Source organism: Ramlibacter albus (assembly GCF_014297445.1).
Classification (GTDB): domain Bacteria; phylum Pseudomonadota; class Gammaproteobacteria; order Burkholderiales; family Burkholderiaceae_C; genus Ramlibacter; species Ramlibacter albus.
This window is the reverse complement of sequence record NZ_JACORU010000001.1, coordinates 292,347-305,909: the sequence shown is the minus strand read 5'-3', so window position 1 is coordinate 305,909 and position 13,563 is coordinate 292,347. Positions and strand designations below refer to the sequence as shown.

The 13,563-nt window shown below is 64.4% G+C and carries 13 protein-coding genes and 2 tRNA genes; 10 read left to right on the top strand and 5 right to left on the bottom strand.

Features of this window, described 5'->3' with window-relative positions:
• Nucleotides 1-43 precede the first annotated feature (43 nt).
• On the top strand, nucleotides 44-2,008 hold the full coding sequence (locus H8R02_RS01445; RefSeq protein ID WP_187079562.1) for a dynamin family protein: 1,965 nt from the start codon (nucleotides 44-46) through the stop codon (nucleotides 2,006-2,008).
• A complete protein-coding gene (gene mutY / locus H8R02_RS01440; protein WP_187079561.1) occupies nucleotides 2,005-3,021 on the top strand; it encodes an A/G-specific adenine glycosylase in 1,017 nt (338 codons plus the stop codon). The genes H8R02_RS01445 and mutY overlap by 4 nt, the downstream gene beginning before the upstream one ends.
• Here the strand turns inward: mutY and rapZ are convergent.
• Genes rapZ through H8R02_RS01425 form a run of 3 tightly spaced genes read right to left on the bottom strand, consistent with a single transcriptional unit; the run spans nucleotide 3,018 to nucleotide 6,441 of the window.
• Complete coding sequence (gene rapZ, locus H8R02_RS01435) at nucleotides 3,018-3,887, bottom strand: RNase adapter RapZ (protein ID WP_187079560.1); 870 nt, start codon at nucleotides 3,885-3,887, stop codon at nucleotides 3,018-3,020. The two genes, mutY and rapZ, sit on opposite strands and share 4 nt — an antisense overlap.
• Complete coding sequence (gene recN / locus H8R02_RS01430) at nucleotides 3,887-5,536, bottom strand: DNA repair protein RecN (protein WP_187079559.1); 1,650 nt, start codon at nucleotides 5,534-5,536, stop codon at nucleotides 3,887-3,889. Before recN ends, rapZ begins: the two co-directional genes overlap by 1 nt.
• Nucleotides 5,537-5,541: 5 nt before the next feature.
• Complete coding sequence (locus H8R02_RS01425) at nucleotides 5,542-6,441, bottom strand: NAD kinase (protein ID WP_187079558.1); 900 nt, start codon at nucleotides 6,439-6,441, stop codon at nucleotides 5,542-5,544.
• A gap of 51 nt (nucleotides 6,442-6,492) precedes the next feature.
• On the opposite strand from H8R02_RS01425, the gene hrcA reads away from it, so the two are divergent.
• The 3 genes from hrcA to H8R02_RS01410 all read left to right on the top strand — a co-directional run bounded on the left by hrcA (nucleotide 6,493) and on the right by H8R02_RS01410 (nucleotide 8,067).
• Nucleotides 6,493-7,500, top strand: a complete 1,008-nt coding sequence (gene hrcA, locus H8R02_RS01420) for a heat-inducible transcriptional repressor HrcA (protein ID WP_187079557.1) — start codon at nucleotides 6,493-6,495, stop codon at nucleotides 7,498-7,500.
• Nucleotides 7,501-7,519: 19 nt separating this feature from the next.
• Nucleotides 7,520-7,596 (top strand) — tRNA-Ile (locus tag H8R02_RS01415).
• A gap of 24 nt (nucleotides 7,597-7,620) precedes the next feature.
• A complete protein-coding gene (locus H8R02_RS01410; protein ID WP_187079556.1) occupies nucleotides 7,621-8,067 on the top strand; it encodes a hypothetical protein in 447 nt (148 codons plus the stop codon).
• A 4-nt stretch (nucleotides 8,068-8,071) separates the two neighbouring features.
• Here H8R02_RS01410 and H8R02_RS01405 read toward each other — a convergent pair whose 3' ends face one another.
• Complete coding sequence (locus H8R02_RS01405; RefSeq protein ID WP_187079555.1) at nucleotides 8,072-8,608, bottom strand: hemerythrin domain-containing protein; 537 nt, start codon at nucleotides 8,606-8,608, stop codon at nucleotides 8,072-8,074.
• Nucleotides 8,609-8,737: 129 nt separating this feature from the next.
• Here H8R02_RS01405 and H8R02_RS01400 point away from each other — a divergent pair.
• The 5 genes from H8R02_RS01400 to H8R02_RS01385 all read left to right on the top strand — a co-directional run bounded on the left by H8R02_RS01400 (nucleotide 8,738) and on the right by H8R02_RS01385 (nucleotide 12,128).
• Nucleotides 8,738-8,814 (top strand) — tRNA-Arg (locus tag H8R02_RS01400).
• Nucleotides 8,787-9,044 (top strand): hypothetical protein, encoded by a 258-nt coding sequence (locus H8R02_RS01395; RefSeq protein WP_187079554.1) that lies wholly within the window; start codon nucleotides 8,787-8,789, stop codon nucleotides 9,042-9,044. Before H8R02_RS01400 ends, H8R02_RS01395 begins: the two co-directional genes overlap by 28 nt.
• Nucleotides 9,045-9,156: 112 nt before the next feature.
• Nucleotides 9,157-10,113, top strand: coding sequence for an ABC-three component system protein (locus H8R02_RS01390; protein ID WP_187079553.1), 957 nt, complete (start codon nucleotides 9,157-9,159; stop codon nucleotides 10,111-10,113).
• On the top strand, nucleotides 10,097-10,345 hold the full coding sequence (locus tag H8R02_RS30745; RefSeq protein WP_354004855.1) for an ABC-three component system middle component 8: 249 nt from the start codon (nucleotides 10,097-10,099) through the stop codon (nucleotides 10,343-10,345). Before H8R02_RS01390 ends, H8R02_RS30745 begins: the two co-directional genes overlap by 17 nt.
• Nucleotides 10,332-12,128, top strand: a complete 1,797-nt coding sequence (locus H8R02_RS01385; protein ID WP_187079552.1) for a DUF2326 domain-containing protein — start codon at nucleotides 10,332-10,334, stop codon at nucleotides 12,126-12,128. Before H8R02_RS30745 ends, H8R02_RS01385 begins: the two co-directional genes overlap by 14 nt.
• A gap of 45 nt (nucleotides 12,129-12,173) precedes the next feature.
• Here the strand turns inward: H8R02_RS01385 and H8R02_RS01380 are convergent, their stop codons facing one another.
• The gene (locus H8R02_RS01380) at nucleotides 12,174-13,304 is read right to left on the bottom strand and encodes a tyrosine-type recombinase/integrase (protein ID WP_187079551.1); all 1,131 of its coding nucleotides are present in this window, start codon (nucleotides 13,302-13,304) and stop codon (nucleotides 12,174-12,176) included.
• Between the last annotated feature and the right edge of the window lie 259 nt (nucleotides 13,305-13,563).

Here is a 13,563-nt window from a genome sequence, read left to right as displayed (position 1 = left end):
CGCGCTGGGGCCGAATGCTATAGTGACCCGGCAGGAAAGTGTCGTGGCAACCTCCTTCAACGAACAATTCGACCAGCATGGCGTATGGCGGCGCGAATTCGCCCTGCGCCTGAAACTGCTGGCGGAGTGGCTGAAGGACCACGAACTGCTCGATAGCGCGGTCGAAGAGCGCCTGAAGCGCCTCGAAGGCCAGATGCGCTCCGACAAGGTGATGGTGGCCTTCGTTGCCGAGTTCTCGCGCGGCAAGTCGGAGCTGATCAACGCGATCTTCTTCGCCGGCTACAAGCGCCGCATCATGCCGGCCAGCGCCGGCCGCACCACGATGTGCCCCACCGAGCTGGGGTACGACGCGGAAGTGCCGCCGTGCCTGCGCCTGCTGCCGATCGAGACGCGCCTGCAGCCGCAGCCGCTGATGGAGTGGCGCATGGTCCCGGAGAAGTGGACCCGCCTCGACCTGGACGTCAACGACCCCTCGCAGCTCGCGCAGGCGATCGAGAAGGTGTCCGAAGTGCGCCGCGTCACGCAGGAAGAAGCCAAGGCGCTGGGCTTCTGGCACGACGACGTCCCTGAAGACAACCCCATGCCCGGCAGCGACGGGCTGTACGAGGTGCCCAAGTGGCGCCACGCGCTGATCAACATCGCGCACCCGCTGCTCAAGCAGGGCCTGGTCATCCTCGACACGCCGGGCCTCAACGCCATCGGCGCCGAGCCGGAGCTGACGGTCAACCTCATCCCGCAGGCGCATGCGGTGGTGTTCATCCTCGCGGCGGACACGGGCGTCACCAAGTCCGACCTCGCGATCTGGAAGGAACACCTCATCGCCGAGGACAACGAGAGCAACGTCGACTCGCGCCTCGTGGTCCTGAACAAGATCGACACGATGTGGGACTCGCTGTCCACGCCGCAGCAGGTGCAGTCGCAGATCGACCGCCAGCGCTCGACGACGGCGGAGATCCTGCAGCTGCCGCAGGACCGCGTCATCCCGGTTTCCGCGCAGAAGGGCCTCGTCGCCAAGGTCAACAGCGACGCACAGCTGCTGGAGCAAAGCCGGTTGCCCGTGCTGGAGCAGGCGCTTGCAAACGGCGTGCTCGGCCAGCGCCAAGGCATCCTGCGCACGGCCGTCGCGCAGAGCATCAGCGAGCTGCGCACCGAAGGCGCGCGCGTGATCAACATCCGCCGGCGCGACCTCGCCGAGCAGATGGTGGAGCTCAAGGGCCTGCGCGGCAAGAACATGTCGGTCATCAAGCACATGCGCGCGCGCATCGAGCAGGAGCAGGGTGACTTCGACGCGAGCGGCGCGAAGATCCACGCCGTGCGCTCGGTGCACCTGAAGCTGCTGCGCGAAGTGTTCACGCTGCTGGGCACCAGCACGCTGAAGGCCGAGATGGGCGAGCTCACCTCCGCGCTGCGCCAGCCCGGCATCAAGCTGGGCGTGAAGAAGGCCTATGCGGAGACGTTCACGCGGCTGCGCGCGGGGCTGAACCAGGCGCAGAAGACCAGCGCGGAAATCCAGTCGATGCTCACCGGCACGTTCCGGCAGCTGAACGCGGAATACGGCTTCTCGCTGCAGGCGCCGCGCGAGCCGGACCTCGCGCGCTACGAGCGCGACCTGGACCTCGTCGAGCGCAGCCACAACCAGTACCTGGGTGTCGGCAATGCGCTGCGGCTTGCCCAGCCCGAGTTCGCGGATCGCCTCGTGCGTGCGCTGGCCACCCGGCTGCGCGTGGTCTACGAGTCGGCGCTCGGCGAAGTGGAGCTGTGGAACAAGTCCGCGGCCGCGCAACTCGACGCGCAATTGCGCGAGCGCCGCCGCAACTTCGGCCGCCGCCTCGAAGCCATCGAGCGCATCCAGCAGGCGGCCAGCGGCCTCGACGACCGCATCGCGGAGATCGAGACGCAGGAGAAGGCGCTCGACGAGCTGGACGCCAAGCTCGGCGAGCTGACGGCGCACCTCACGCAGGTGCCTGCCGCGCAGACGAACGACGAACCCGCGCTCAAGACCGCATGACCTCCCGCGAGGAAAATTTCGCCGGCCGCGTGGTGCGCTGGCAGGCAACGCATGGGCGTAACAGCCTGCCGTGGCAGCAGACGCGCGACCCGTATCGCGTCTGGTTGTCCGAGGTGATGCTGCAGCAGACGCAGGTGACCACGGTGCTCGATTACTACGCGCGCTTCCTGCAGCGGTTTCCCGATGTTCGCGCACTGGCTGCAGCCGGTCTCGACGAAGTGCTGGCTCTGTGGAGCGGGCTCGGCTACTACAGCCGTGCGCGCAACCTGCATGCATGCGCGCAGGACGTCGTCGCGCGATTCGGCGGCGAGTTCCCGCGCACGGCCGCCGAACTCGAGACTTTGCCCGGTATCGGCCGATCGACGGCCGCCGCGATCGCGTCGTTCTGCTTCGGCGAACGCGTTGCCATCCTCGACGGCAACGTCAAGCGTGTGCTGGCGCGCGTGCTGGCGTTCGATGCGGACCTTGCGTCGACTGCGAACGTGAACGCGTTGTGGGACCAGGCGACCGCGCTTCTGCCCGCGCGCCGCGATGCGATGCCGCGCTACACGCAAGGGCTGATGGACCTCGGCGCCACGGTGTGCCTGCCGCGCAACCCTAGCTGCCTCGTGTGCCCGGTCAACGGCCTTTGCCGCGCGAAGGAGCCCGAGCGGTATCCGGTCAAGACGAAGAAGCTCAAGCGCACGGCCGAATCGATCTGGCTGCTGCATGCGCGCTCGACGCAAGGCGAAACGTGGCTGCAGAAGCGGCCGACGCCCGGCGTTTGGGCGGGGCTGTATTGCCTGCCGCTTTTTGCGACCCGCGATGAGCTCGATGCGGCTCTACCCAAGCGGTGCGAGGCGCAGGAGGCCGAGCCGGTCAAGCACGTGCTCACGCACAAGGACCTGCACCTGCACCCGGTCATCGTGGATGTGCCGCAGACATGGCGGCCGCCCCAGAGCGAGTGGTTCGCGCCTTCGCAGTTCAGCGCGTTGGGCCTGCCCTCGCCGATCCGCAAGCTGCTGGCGGGCTAACCCGCGTCGCGCTCGCGGTGCCGCTTGAGCGTCGTCCACTTCGACGCGAATGCCGCGGCCAGACGCTCGACCAAGTACACCGAGCGGTGCTGCCCACCCGTGCAGCCGATCGCCACGGTGACGTAGCTGCGCTGGTTGCCGGCCAGCGGCTGCAGCCAGCGCTGCAGGAAGCCCTCGATGTCGAGGTACATGCGTTCGACTTCGGGATAACGCTCGAGGTACTCGATCACGGGCGCGTCGAGCCCAGTCAGGTCCTTCAGCTCCGGCTCGTAGTGCGGGTTGGGCAGCATGCGCACGTCGAACACGTAGTCCGCATCTACCGGGATGCCGCGCTTGAACGCGAACGACTCGAACACCAGCGTCAGCTGGCTCGGCGGCGCGAACAGCAGCGACTTCACGTAGCCCTGCAACTGCGCGGGCCGCAGCACGCTGCTGTCGATGACGTGGGCCTGGTCGCGGATCTCGGCGAGCAGTTCGCGCTCGACCTCGATGGCTTCGACCAGCGCGCGCTGCTGGTCGGTGTGCGCACCGCTGGACAGCGGGTGCCTGCGCCGCGTCTCGGAGAAGCGTCGCACGAGCGTGTCGGTGTTGGCGTCGAGGAACAGCGCGCGGATCGCGACGCCCTGCGAATTCAATTCGCGCAACTGAGGCAGCACGAGTGGCAGCGACGTGCCGCTGCGCACGTCGATGGCGATCGCCACGCGGCGCGCGCCATGCTGCCGCTCCAGCGCCACGAAAGAGAGCAGCAGCTCCGGCGGCAGGTTGTCGACGCAGTAGTAGCCCGCATCCTCCAGCGCGCGCAGCGCCACCGACTTGCCCGAGCCGGACATGCCCGTGACGAGGATGAGGTCGCCGCCGTTGCTCATCACTGGATCCCCAGCATCTCCTTGGCATGCGCCAGCGTCGTGCCCGACAGGCGCTCGCCACCGAGCATGCGCGCGACCTCGGCCACGCGCTTCTCGCCTTCGACCGGCGCGACCGTGCTGGCCACGCCCTTCGCGTCGCCGCGCTTCGCGACGACGAGGTGATGGTCCGCGCACGACGCAACCTGCGGCAGGTGCGTGACCGCCAGCACCTGCCGGTCGCGGCCGAGCTGCTTCATCAGGCGGCCGACGGTCTCGGCAACGGCACCGCCGACGCCGGAATCCACCTCGTCGAAGATGAGCGTCTGCGCGGTGCCCAGCCGGCTCGTGGTCACGGCAATCGCGAGCGCGATGCGCGACAACTCGCCACCGGAAGCGACCTTCGCGATCGGACGGGGCGTGACACCCGCATGCCCCGCCACGAGGAAGGCCACCTGTTCGAGGCCGGAAGAGGACGGTTCGTCGAGTTTTTCCAGCGCCACTTCCATCCGCCCGCCTTGCATGCCGAGGCCCTGCATCGCCAGCGTCACCGCCTTGGCGAGCTGCGGGGCGGCCTTCGCGCGTGCCTTCGAGAGCGAACGCGCTTCGGCGAGATACGCATCGTGGCGCTTCTTCTCATCGGCTTCGAGCGCCGCGAGGTCGGCAGCGGCGTCCAGCCGGGCAAGCTCGTCCTTCCACGCGGCGAGCAGCGCGGGCAGCTCCGCGGGCGTGCGCTTGTAGCGGCGGGACAGCGACAACCACAGCCCCATTCGTTCGTCGAGTTCGGCGAGCCGCTCGGGATCGAGATCGGTTTTGCGCAGGTACGTGTGGAGTGAATGCGCCGCGTCTTCGGCCTGCGCGAGCGCCGAGGCCAGCACTTCCGCGATCTCGCGGAACTGCGGCTCCAGGTCCTCCTGCGAACGCAGCCCGTCAAGGGCCTGCGACAGGCTGCTCGTCGCGCCGCCGCCGTCGTCGCCTTCCAGCGAACCAATGGCACCTTGCGCCGCATCGAGCAGCGCCTGCGCGTTCGCTAGGCGCGTGTGGCTCGCGTTCAGCTCGTCCCACTCGTCCGCGCCCGGCGCGAGCTTGTCTACTTCGCCGATCTGCCACGCCAGCCGCTCGCGCTCGCGCTGCAGGCTGTCCTGCGCGTTGCGCGCGTCGGCGAGCGTCTTCTGCGCGGTGCGCCATGCCTGCCAGAGTTGAAGCAGAGGCTGCGCGTCGATGCCCGCATAGGCGTCGAGCAACTCGCGCACCGACTGCGGCCGCGTGAGGCTCTGCCACGCGTGCTGGCCGTGGATGTCGACGAGCTGCTCGCCCAGCTCGCGCAATTGCGTCGCGGTCGCGGCGCTGCCATTGACCCACGCACGGCTCTTGCCCTGCGAGTCGATCGCGCGGCGCAGCAGCAGCGTGTCGCCGCCTTCGAAGCCCGCCTCCTCCAGCCAAGGCTGCAGGCCGGCCGGCAGGTCGAACTCCGCGCTGATCTCGGCCCGCGCCGCGCCTTCGCGCACCACGGACGCCTCGGCGCGTGCGCCCAGCGCCAGCTGCACGGCGTCCACCAGGATGGATTTGCCGGCGCCCGTCTCGCCGGTGAGCACGCTGAAGCCTTCCGCGAGCTCCAGGTCGAGCTCGCGGACGATCACGAAGTCGCGCAGTGCGATGCGTTTGAGTCCCATGGCCGCTAGATTACCGTGCCTTCGTTCCAGTGCAGTTTCAGCCGCAGCGTGTCGAAGTACGTCCACCCGCGCGGGTGCAGGAAGCGCACCTTGTGCTGCGAGCGCGAGACCACGATGCGGTCGCCGTGCTGCAGCGAGGCGAGCGACTGCATGTCGAAATTGGCGCTGACGTCGCGCCCGCCCACCACCTCGATCGCGATCTCCGCCGCGTCCGGCAGCACGATCGGCCGGTTGGACAGCGTGTGCGGCGCGATCGGCACCAGCACCCAGCCGGGGTTCGAGGGGTGCAGCAGCGGCCCACCGGCGGACAGCGCGTAGGCCGTCGAGCCCGTGGGTGTGGCGATGATCAGGCCGTCCGCTCGCTGGTTGGCCACGAAATGGCCGTCGACCTCCACGCGCAGCTCAGCCATACCCGAGGTCGAGCCGCGGTTGACCACCACGTCGTTCATGGCCAGCGCCTCGAACACCGCGTCGCCGCCGCGCAGCACGCGCGCCTGCATCAGCGAGCGTTGGTCCTCCTCGAACTCACCGCGCAGCATGGGCGGCAGCACCGTGGCGTAGTCGCCCAGCGGGATGTCGGTGATGAAGCCCAGCCGCCCCTGGTTGATGCCGATGAGGGGGATGCCGAAGCGCGCGACCTGCCGGCCCACGCCCAGCATGGTGCCGTCGCCGCCCACCACCAGCACGAGGTCGCACTCGGCGCCGATGCCGGCGATGTCCAGCGCGCGGCAGCCCGTGAGGCCCGCGCTCGCGGCCGTGTCGCGCTCGCACACCACCTCGCAACCCTCGGACGCGAGGAACTCGGCGATCCCCGACAGCGCCGCGTGCGTGGAACTTGCCTGCCCCGGCGAGGCCGAAGCATGGTATTTGCCGACCAGCGCCACCTGCCGGAAGATGGGTTTCATCGGGGAATTACATCATCAAACGGCCCGGCGCCGACAATAGAATCAAGAACGATGCTCGACGAACGCGCCAAGCTGTTGTTGAAAGCCCTGATCGAGCGCTACATCGCCGAGGGGCAGCCCGTGGGCTCGCGCACGCTCTCGCGTGCGTCGGGCCTGGAGCTGTCGCCGGCCACCATCCGCAACGTGATGTCCGACCTGGAGGAGCTGGGCCTTGTCGCCAGCCCCCACACCTCGGCCGGGCGCATCCCGACGGCCCGCGGTTACCGTTTGTTCGTGGACACGATGCTCACCGCGCGGCGCGACGAGTTCGGTGCCGCCGCGCCTGCGCTGCCGCCCGACCAGCCGCAGAAAGTGATCGCGAACGCCGCGCAGTTGCTGTCCAATATGTCGCAGTTCGTCGGCGTGGTGGTCGCGCCGCGGCGCAGCTCGGTGTTCCACCACATCGAGTTCCTGCGGCTTTCCGAGCGGCGCTTCCTCGTCATCATCGTCTCGCCCGACGGCGACGTGCAGAACCGCGTGGTGCACACAGCCGCGGACTACACGCAGTCGCAGCTGGGCGAGGCGGCCAACTACCTCAACGCCAACTACGCCGGCCTTGCCATCGAGGAGGTGCGCGAGCGCCTGAAGAACGAGCTGGACAGCCTGCGCGGCGAGATCGCCACGCTCATGCAGACGGCGGTGCAGGTGAGCAGCGAGGCCATGACGCAGCAGGACGAGGTGGTGATCTCCGGCGAGCGCAACCTGCTGTCGGTGAGCGATTTCGCGAGCGACATGAGCCACCTGCGCCATGCGTTCGAGCTCTTCGAGCAGAAGACGCAGCTCATGCGCCTGCTCGACGTGTCCAGCCAGGCCGAGGGGGTGCGCATCTTCATCGGCGGCGAAAGCCAGATCGTGCCGTTCGAGGAACTGTCCGTGGTGAGCTCGCCCTACGAGGTGGACGGGCAGGTGGTTGGCACGCTCGGCGTGATAGGCCCCACGCGCATGCCGTACGACCGCATGATCCAGATCGTGGACATCACGGCGCGGCTGGTCAGCAACGCGCTCAGCCACAACCGATAATCGGCGGCTGGCAACACAGGGGGCGTTAGCTCAGTTGGTCAGAGCAGGGGACTCATAATCCCTTGGTCGCTGGTTCGAGCCCAGCACGCCCTACCACCCTTCGCGCGCATGGAGGCAGCCGTGGCGAAGACATGCATCCGGTGCGGCTACGAGCGCCGCGCCACCGACACCACACCCGACTACGCGTGCCCGTCGTGCGGCGTGGTGTATGCGAAGGCCGAAGCGGCGCATGCCGAGCAGGAGGCGCATCGCGCGCGGATCGCGGCGATGGCCGCGATTGCGGCTGCGAAGTCTGCCGGGCCTGGAACGCCCGCGGAGACTTCCGCGTCGCAGGCCGGCAGCGAAATCCCCGGCAACGCACGCGCGGAGGCGCTCATCCGCCAGATGGCGGCGCAGCGCGCAGAAACGAGCCGCGCACCCGCGGCCTATCGCGGCATGGCGCTGGTGGCACTGGTCGCTTTCTCGGTGGGTTTTGCCAGTGCCGCGGGCATGTACTCCGCGGCCGGCAAGCTGCGCAAGCCGGCCGCAAGCGCCGCGGCGCCGCAGGCCGCGGACTGCGCGAAGTAGCAGCCTAGGAAGCCGCCGCGTGGCGCGTGTGCAGCGCCTTGCCCAGCGCGGCCATGTCCTGGCTTTGCCGCCCCAGGATGCGCTGGGCCGCGGGCAGGAAGTGCTCCTCCTCGTAGTGCGCGTGCGCGAAGAAGTGCTGCACGAGGTCTTCCAGCAGCACGTGGTCGATCGCAGGTGTGCCGCCCGTGGCGATCAGCCGCACGGCGGGCTCCAGTTCCTTCCAGCGGCGCTCCGTGTCGCGGTGTTCGTCGACGAGCCTGCGGACCATGGCCCGTACTTCCTGCTCCTCGTCGCCCGGCCGGGCTGCGGCGACGACCGCCGGGAAGAGCTCGCGCTCCTCGTCCTGGTGGTGCTGCAGCACGCCCCCGGTGAACAGGTCGATCACGTCCTCGGCCATGGCCCGCGCCTTCGCGGCCGCGGCCACGAGCTCGGGCAGGTACAGGGCCGAGTGCAGCCGGGCCACGAATTCGTGGTGGCATTCGGAAAACTCGGCCAGCGGTGCGTCGACGTGGACCGGCTCGGCGGAATCTGTGTAGGTCATGGGGCCCTCCGGGGTCTTGCAGCCCATTCTGGGCAGGGGGCGGTCGGCCGCTGTTGATGCAGGTCAGATGCGCGGGCGTTTGGCGGGACGGGACGGGGCGCCCCGGGCCCTGTTATACTTGAGGGCTCAGCGGCTGTAGCTCAGTTGGATAGAGTACTTGGCTACGAACCAAGGGGTCGTGGGTTCGAATCCTGCCAGCCGCGCCAACAAAATCAAGGACTTGCACGTGAAAGCGGGCGAGTCCTTTTCTTTTGCTGGGGGAGTTTTGGGGGACTCGAGACTTTGCCTTATCGGTGCAACTGACACGGGTGCTGTGGTCGAGAAGTTCCCGTTGACGGGCATTGTGGGCATGACTACGCTCGCGCTGGACAAGGAGGAAGGGTCGCGCAGCCATCGTGCGACTCAAGAACACGAAGTGATTGATTCGGCTCTATGAAGCAGTACTTGATGATTCGGCCGCTTTGCGTCGCTGCGACTGAACTGCTGTACCTCCTTCGACTGGCGCCAGTGGTCGATCAAGCACCTTCGGGTCTTTGGGCGCACAGTCTGTGAAATACGCCTACGAAGACCTGAGCGAAGACCAGTTTGAGCAGCTCGTTGTGCTGCTCTGCCGTCGACTGCTTGGGATGGCCGTACAGGGTTTCGCAAAGGGCGTTGATGGTGGGCGAGACGCGAAGTTCGTCGGCGTAGCTGAACTGCTCCCGAGTACAGCAGCTCCTTGGAACGGGACGGTGATCGTCCAAGCAAAGCACACGAATGGCTACAACCGGAGCTGCTCGGAGACCGACTTCTTCAACGCCAACTCCGACAATACGGTCATCGGAAAAGAGATTCCACGCATCAAGAAACTGCATGACGGTAAGCAGCTTGACCACTATATGCTTTTTGCCAACAGGCGTCTAACTGGCAATGCGGAAAGTGAAATCCGGGCACATATAGCGGCAACTTGCGGTGTCCCAGAAGGCTCCATCATGCTTTGCGGGCTTGAGCAGCTCGAAAGCTGGCTTAAGGAGTTTCCGGAAGTACCAGAGAAGGCAAATCTGGATCCGCTCGACTCCCCTCTGATCGTCAGTCCAGACGAACTCTCCGATGTCGTTCAGTCCTTTGCGCGGCAGATAAATGCTGCGACGTCGCTCGATGCGCCACCAACGCCGCGCGTTCCGTACGAACAGAAGAACAAGATCAACAATATGAGCGCGGAATATGCAAAAGGCCTGAGAAAACTTTATTTGAAGGACACGGCTCAAGTGAAGACCTTCCTCGCTGCTCCTGAAAACGAGGCACTGCTGCGGCTGTACGAATCGGTGGTTGAGGAATTTCAGCTCAAGATCATTGCGAAGCGCAAGGACTATCACGCGTTCGACGACGTTATGAACTATCTCGTCGACCTGCTGTTCGCGCGCGACCCATTGTTGCGGGCGAACAAGCGACTGACGCGCGTGATGCTGTTCTACATGTATTGGAACTGCGACATCGGGGAAGGCGACGATGTTGCGACCGTCTAAGCACTCGCATCCTGATCGAACAGTCGTCAATGTGGCGCTGCTACTGCTCGCACGGCTGCGAAAGCGTCGCTTGGAAAGTTATTCCGAGATGAAGCAGTTCGCAAAAAAAGCCGTCGCAGGCGGTGACGTGCTGTTCCTGCCAGCTCTCAACTTCCTGTTCCTATTGGGCCTAGTCGAGTATCGGCCAAAGACGGACGCAATCGAATATGTAGGACCAAATGAGGCTGTCTAAGCTGTACAGCAACAAGCCCGATCTTTTCGGACCTGTTGAATTCCGAGTTGGTCTTAACGTGATCCTGGCTGAAATTCGGCTGCCCGAGAACCGTGACAAGGACACGCACAATCTCGGAAAGACGACGCTGGGTCGCATGATTGACTTCGGCTTTCTATCTGGTCGCGACCCGAAATTCTTTCTTTTCAAGCACGAGAATCTGTTCAAGGGGTTCGTCTTCTTCCTCGAACTGGAACTCGGAGATGGGACCTACCTCACGGTTCGTCGAGGGGTTGATGAAGCCACGAAGATCAGCTTCAAAAAGCACGAGGCCGCGCACCAAGACTTCGCGGAACTCCCTGCCGCTGACTGGGATCACTTCGATCTCGCTTTCGAGCGCGCGCGCGAGATGCTGGATAGCCTTCTCGATTGGCGCGCTCTTTCCCCTTGGGACTATCGGAAAGGGCTTGGTTACCAGTTGCGTGGACAGGACGACTTCCAGGAGGTCTTCCAACTACGTCGATTCCTTGGTGCCCACTCGGACTGGAAGCCTTATGTCGCCCACATCTTGGGGTTCAACCACAAGCTGATCGAGCAACACTATGCCAAGCGGGAACAGCTTGAAGAAAAGAGGGCTACGGCCGAAACCGTGAAAACGGAGCTTGGTGGGTCAGTCGATGACATCAGCAAGATCGAAGGCATCTTGCAGCTGAAACAAAAGGACGCCGAAAAGAAGCAGAAGCTTCTCGATGCTTTTGATTTCCGCCAACAGGACAAGGAGCGAACCAAGCAAGTTGTCGAAGAGCTCGATGCTCGTATTGGTGCGCTCAACTCGCAACGTTATTCCCAGAGTCAGAGTCGAAAGAAGATCGTGGCTTCGCTGGAAGAGGATCAGATTCTCTTCAATCCGGAGGATGCGCAACGGCTGTTCGACGAGGCGGGAGTCCTGTTCGCCGGCCAGATTAAGAAAGACTTCGAGCAGCTCATCGCATTCAATCGGGCGCTGACCGACGAGCGCCGGAAGTACCTGCAAGAGGAGCGTGCGGACGTCGAAGCCGATATAAAGCGGATCACGACGGAGCTGAACACGCTTGGGAAGCGCCGATCTGACATGCTTGGCTTCCTTAGCAGCACAGACGTATTCGCAAAATACAAGCAGGTCACCGACGATCTAGTGACCTTGCGGGCGGACATCGCTTCGCTTGAGAAGCAAAGGGGATTTCTACGTCGGCTCCAGGAGCTACGTACTGAGATTCGAACTCTCTCGGAGGATTGCACGCACCTCCAGTCTCAAATCGAAGCCGACGTTGAGGCGCAGAGTGCTGATGGCAGCAGCCGCTTCTCCGCCATTCGGCTCTACTTCAGTGAGATAGTGGAAGACGTCATCGCGCACAAGGCGCTGCTAAGCGTTTACGCGAACAAAGAAGGGCACCTGGAATTCAAGGCAGAGATTCTCGACGACGCCGGCAATGCGACGAGTGCGGACTTGGGACATACATATCGCAAGCTGCTGTGTATCGCATTCGATTTGGCAGTTCTGCGTTCTCATCTAGATGAGAAATTTCCACGCTTTGTGTTCCACGACGGCGTTTTTGAATCACTCGACAACCGAAAGAAGGCAAACCTGCTCGCCGTGATACGCGAATACGCCGACCTAGGCGTGCAGCCCGTCATTACCTTGATTGATTCGGACCTACCCCCTCCTGCGGACGATTCCACTCCAGTATTTTCGACCGAAGAGGTCGTGCTGTTTCTTCACGATGAAGGAGACGACGGGCGTCTATTCCGGACGAAAGCTTGGTAGTTCAAGTTCGCTCTCGAGAGCCCGCGCATTTGCAGGAATTTGGGACTAGCTTGCGCTGATACGTTTGCGCCGAAGTGCGGCTTCGGCCTTGAGCGACTGCAGGCTCCGATTCCACGTGCTCGAAGGCTTCGTGATCATTTCCAGCGCTCCGTGAATCTCGCGAATCTGCGCCATCGTGTAATGGTCGGTGATGCTCCCTGCGCTGTGCCAGAGGACATCGCGCAGAGTCTTGTCACCCACACCTGCCTCGCGAAGGCGCATGCCCACCGTGTGCCGGAGATCATGGACATGGAGATCACCAAGTCCCGCCCGCCGACGCGCAGACTGCCAAGCCGAGTTGTTCATCATCTCGATCGGCCCGAGCGGCCGATGACGCCACGCCATGACAAATACATGCGTCGGATGGCGGTCCCGTTGCCGTTCCACGACAGCTTGCGAAACGCTGTTGCAGACGACAAGCTTCGACATCCGCCGTCCCTTGACGTTCTCCGGCGGAGTTTCGAACACGGAGATGCCCAGCTCCGGAATGGGAATCTCCCATTCCCACTGCAAGTTGCACACGACGTCATCGCGTACGCCGGTGTTCAGCACGAACAGCGCCATTTCTCGCAAATGCTCGGGCAGTTCATCCAGCAGCACCTTCTGCTCGTCCCAAGTGATTGGCCGAGGCGGCCGCTGGTGGCCAACGATCGGCAGCATCTTGATCAACGGCGGTGCTGACGAGAGCCACGGCTTGCCGGTCTCAGCATCACGCCACGATCGCGAAGCCAGGTTGAGCACGCGCCTGACCGACGCAAGGCTCAAATTGATGGTCTTGTGCGCCGTCCCTTCGGCGAGCCGCGCATCCACAAAGGGCTTCAGCGTGTCGTCATGCACGTCCTCAAGCGCGAGTTCTCCGATGTAGGGCATGACGGCCTTGAGATGGAAGCCATACGACTCGATCGAAGCCAGACCGAGGTTCTCTGCCAGGAATTTGCCCGCAGCTTGATGAAACTGGTAGCGAGGCGTCGCGCCATGAATGCGACGCAGCCTCAGCTCTTCGAGCCGACGTGTGAGCCACGCTTGCGCGTCTTCAAAGCTCTGAAAGCGCTGGTGAAGTCGCACGCCGCCGACGATCTTGTCGACTTCCCAGCGGCCGCTGGGGTTCTGGAAGATGCCTGCTGCCTTCTTTCCCATTTGGATTCTTTGCTTTCGGTTTCGGAAGGGATGGCATCAGGCTGGGTGGCCGTGCTGGTTGCCTTCGCGAATTCGCGCCGCAAGACCTCTTCGAGTTCTTCGCGCAAAAAAAGGATTGATGTGCCGGCGCGCCATTCCCGCAGCTTCGGGCGCAGGCGCTCGTCGAAATAGCTTTCCTTGACGCCGCAAAAGCTGACCGCGTCCTGCCTGGCAAGACAGAACGGCTGCGCGGGAGCGACGGAGGCTGTGGATTCAGCGG

Bases quoted from the DNA above. Each gene is read 5' to 3' on its own strand.
- mutY (WP_187079561.1), top strand. From the start codon at position 2,005: ATGACCTCCCGCGAGGAAAATTTCGCCGGCCGCGTGGTGCGCTGGCAG.
- rapZ (WP_187079560.1), bottom strand. From the start codon at position 3,887: ATGAGCAACGGCGGCGACCTCATCCTCGTCACGGGCATGTCCGGCTCG.
- recN (WP_187079559.1), bottom strand. From the start codon at position 5,536: ATGGGACTCAAACGCATCGCACTGCGCGACTTCGTGATCGTCCGCGAG.
- H8R02_RS01425 (WP_187079558.1), bottom strand. From the start codon at position 6,441: ATGAAACCCATCTTCCGGCAGGTGGCGCTGGTCGGCAAATACCATGCT.
- hrcA (WP_187079557.1), top strand. From the start codon at position 6,493: ATGCTCGACGAACGCGCCAAGCTGTTGTTGAAAGCCCTGATCGAGCGC.
- H8R02_RS01405 (WP_187079555.1), bottom strand. From the start codon at position 8,608: ATGACCTACACAGATTCCGCCGAGCCGGTCCACGTCGACGCACCGCTG.
- H8R02_RS30745 (WP_354004855.1), top strand. From the start codon at position 10,097: ATGTTGCGACCGTCTAAGCACTCGCATCCTGATCGAACAGTCGTCAAT.
- H8R02_RS01385 (WP_187079552.1), top strand. From the start codon at position 10,332: ATGAGGCTGTCTAAGCTGTACAGCAACAAGCCCGATCTTTTCGGACCT.
- H8R02_RS01380 (WP_187079551.1), bottom strand. From the start codon at position 13,304: ATGGGAAAGAAGGCAGCAGGCATCTTCCAGAACCCCAGCGGCCGCTGG.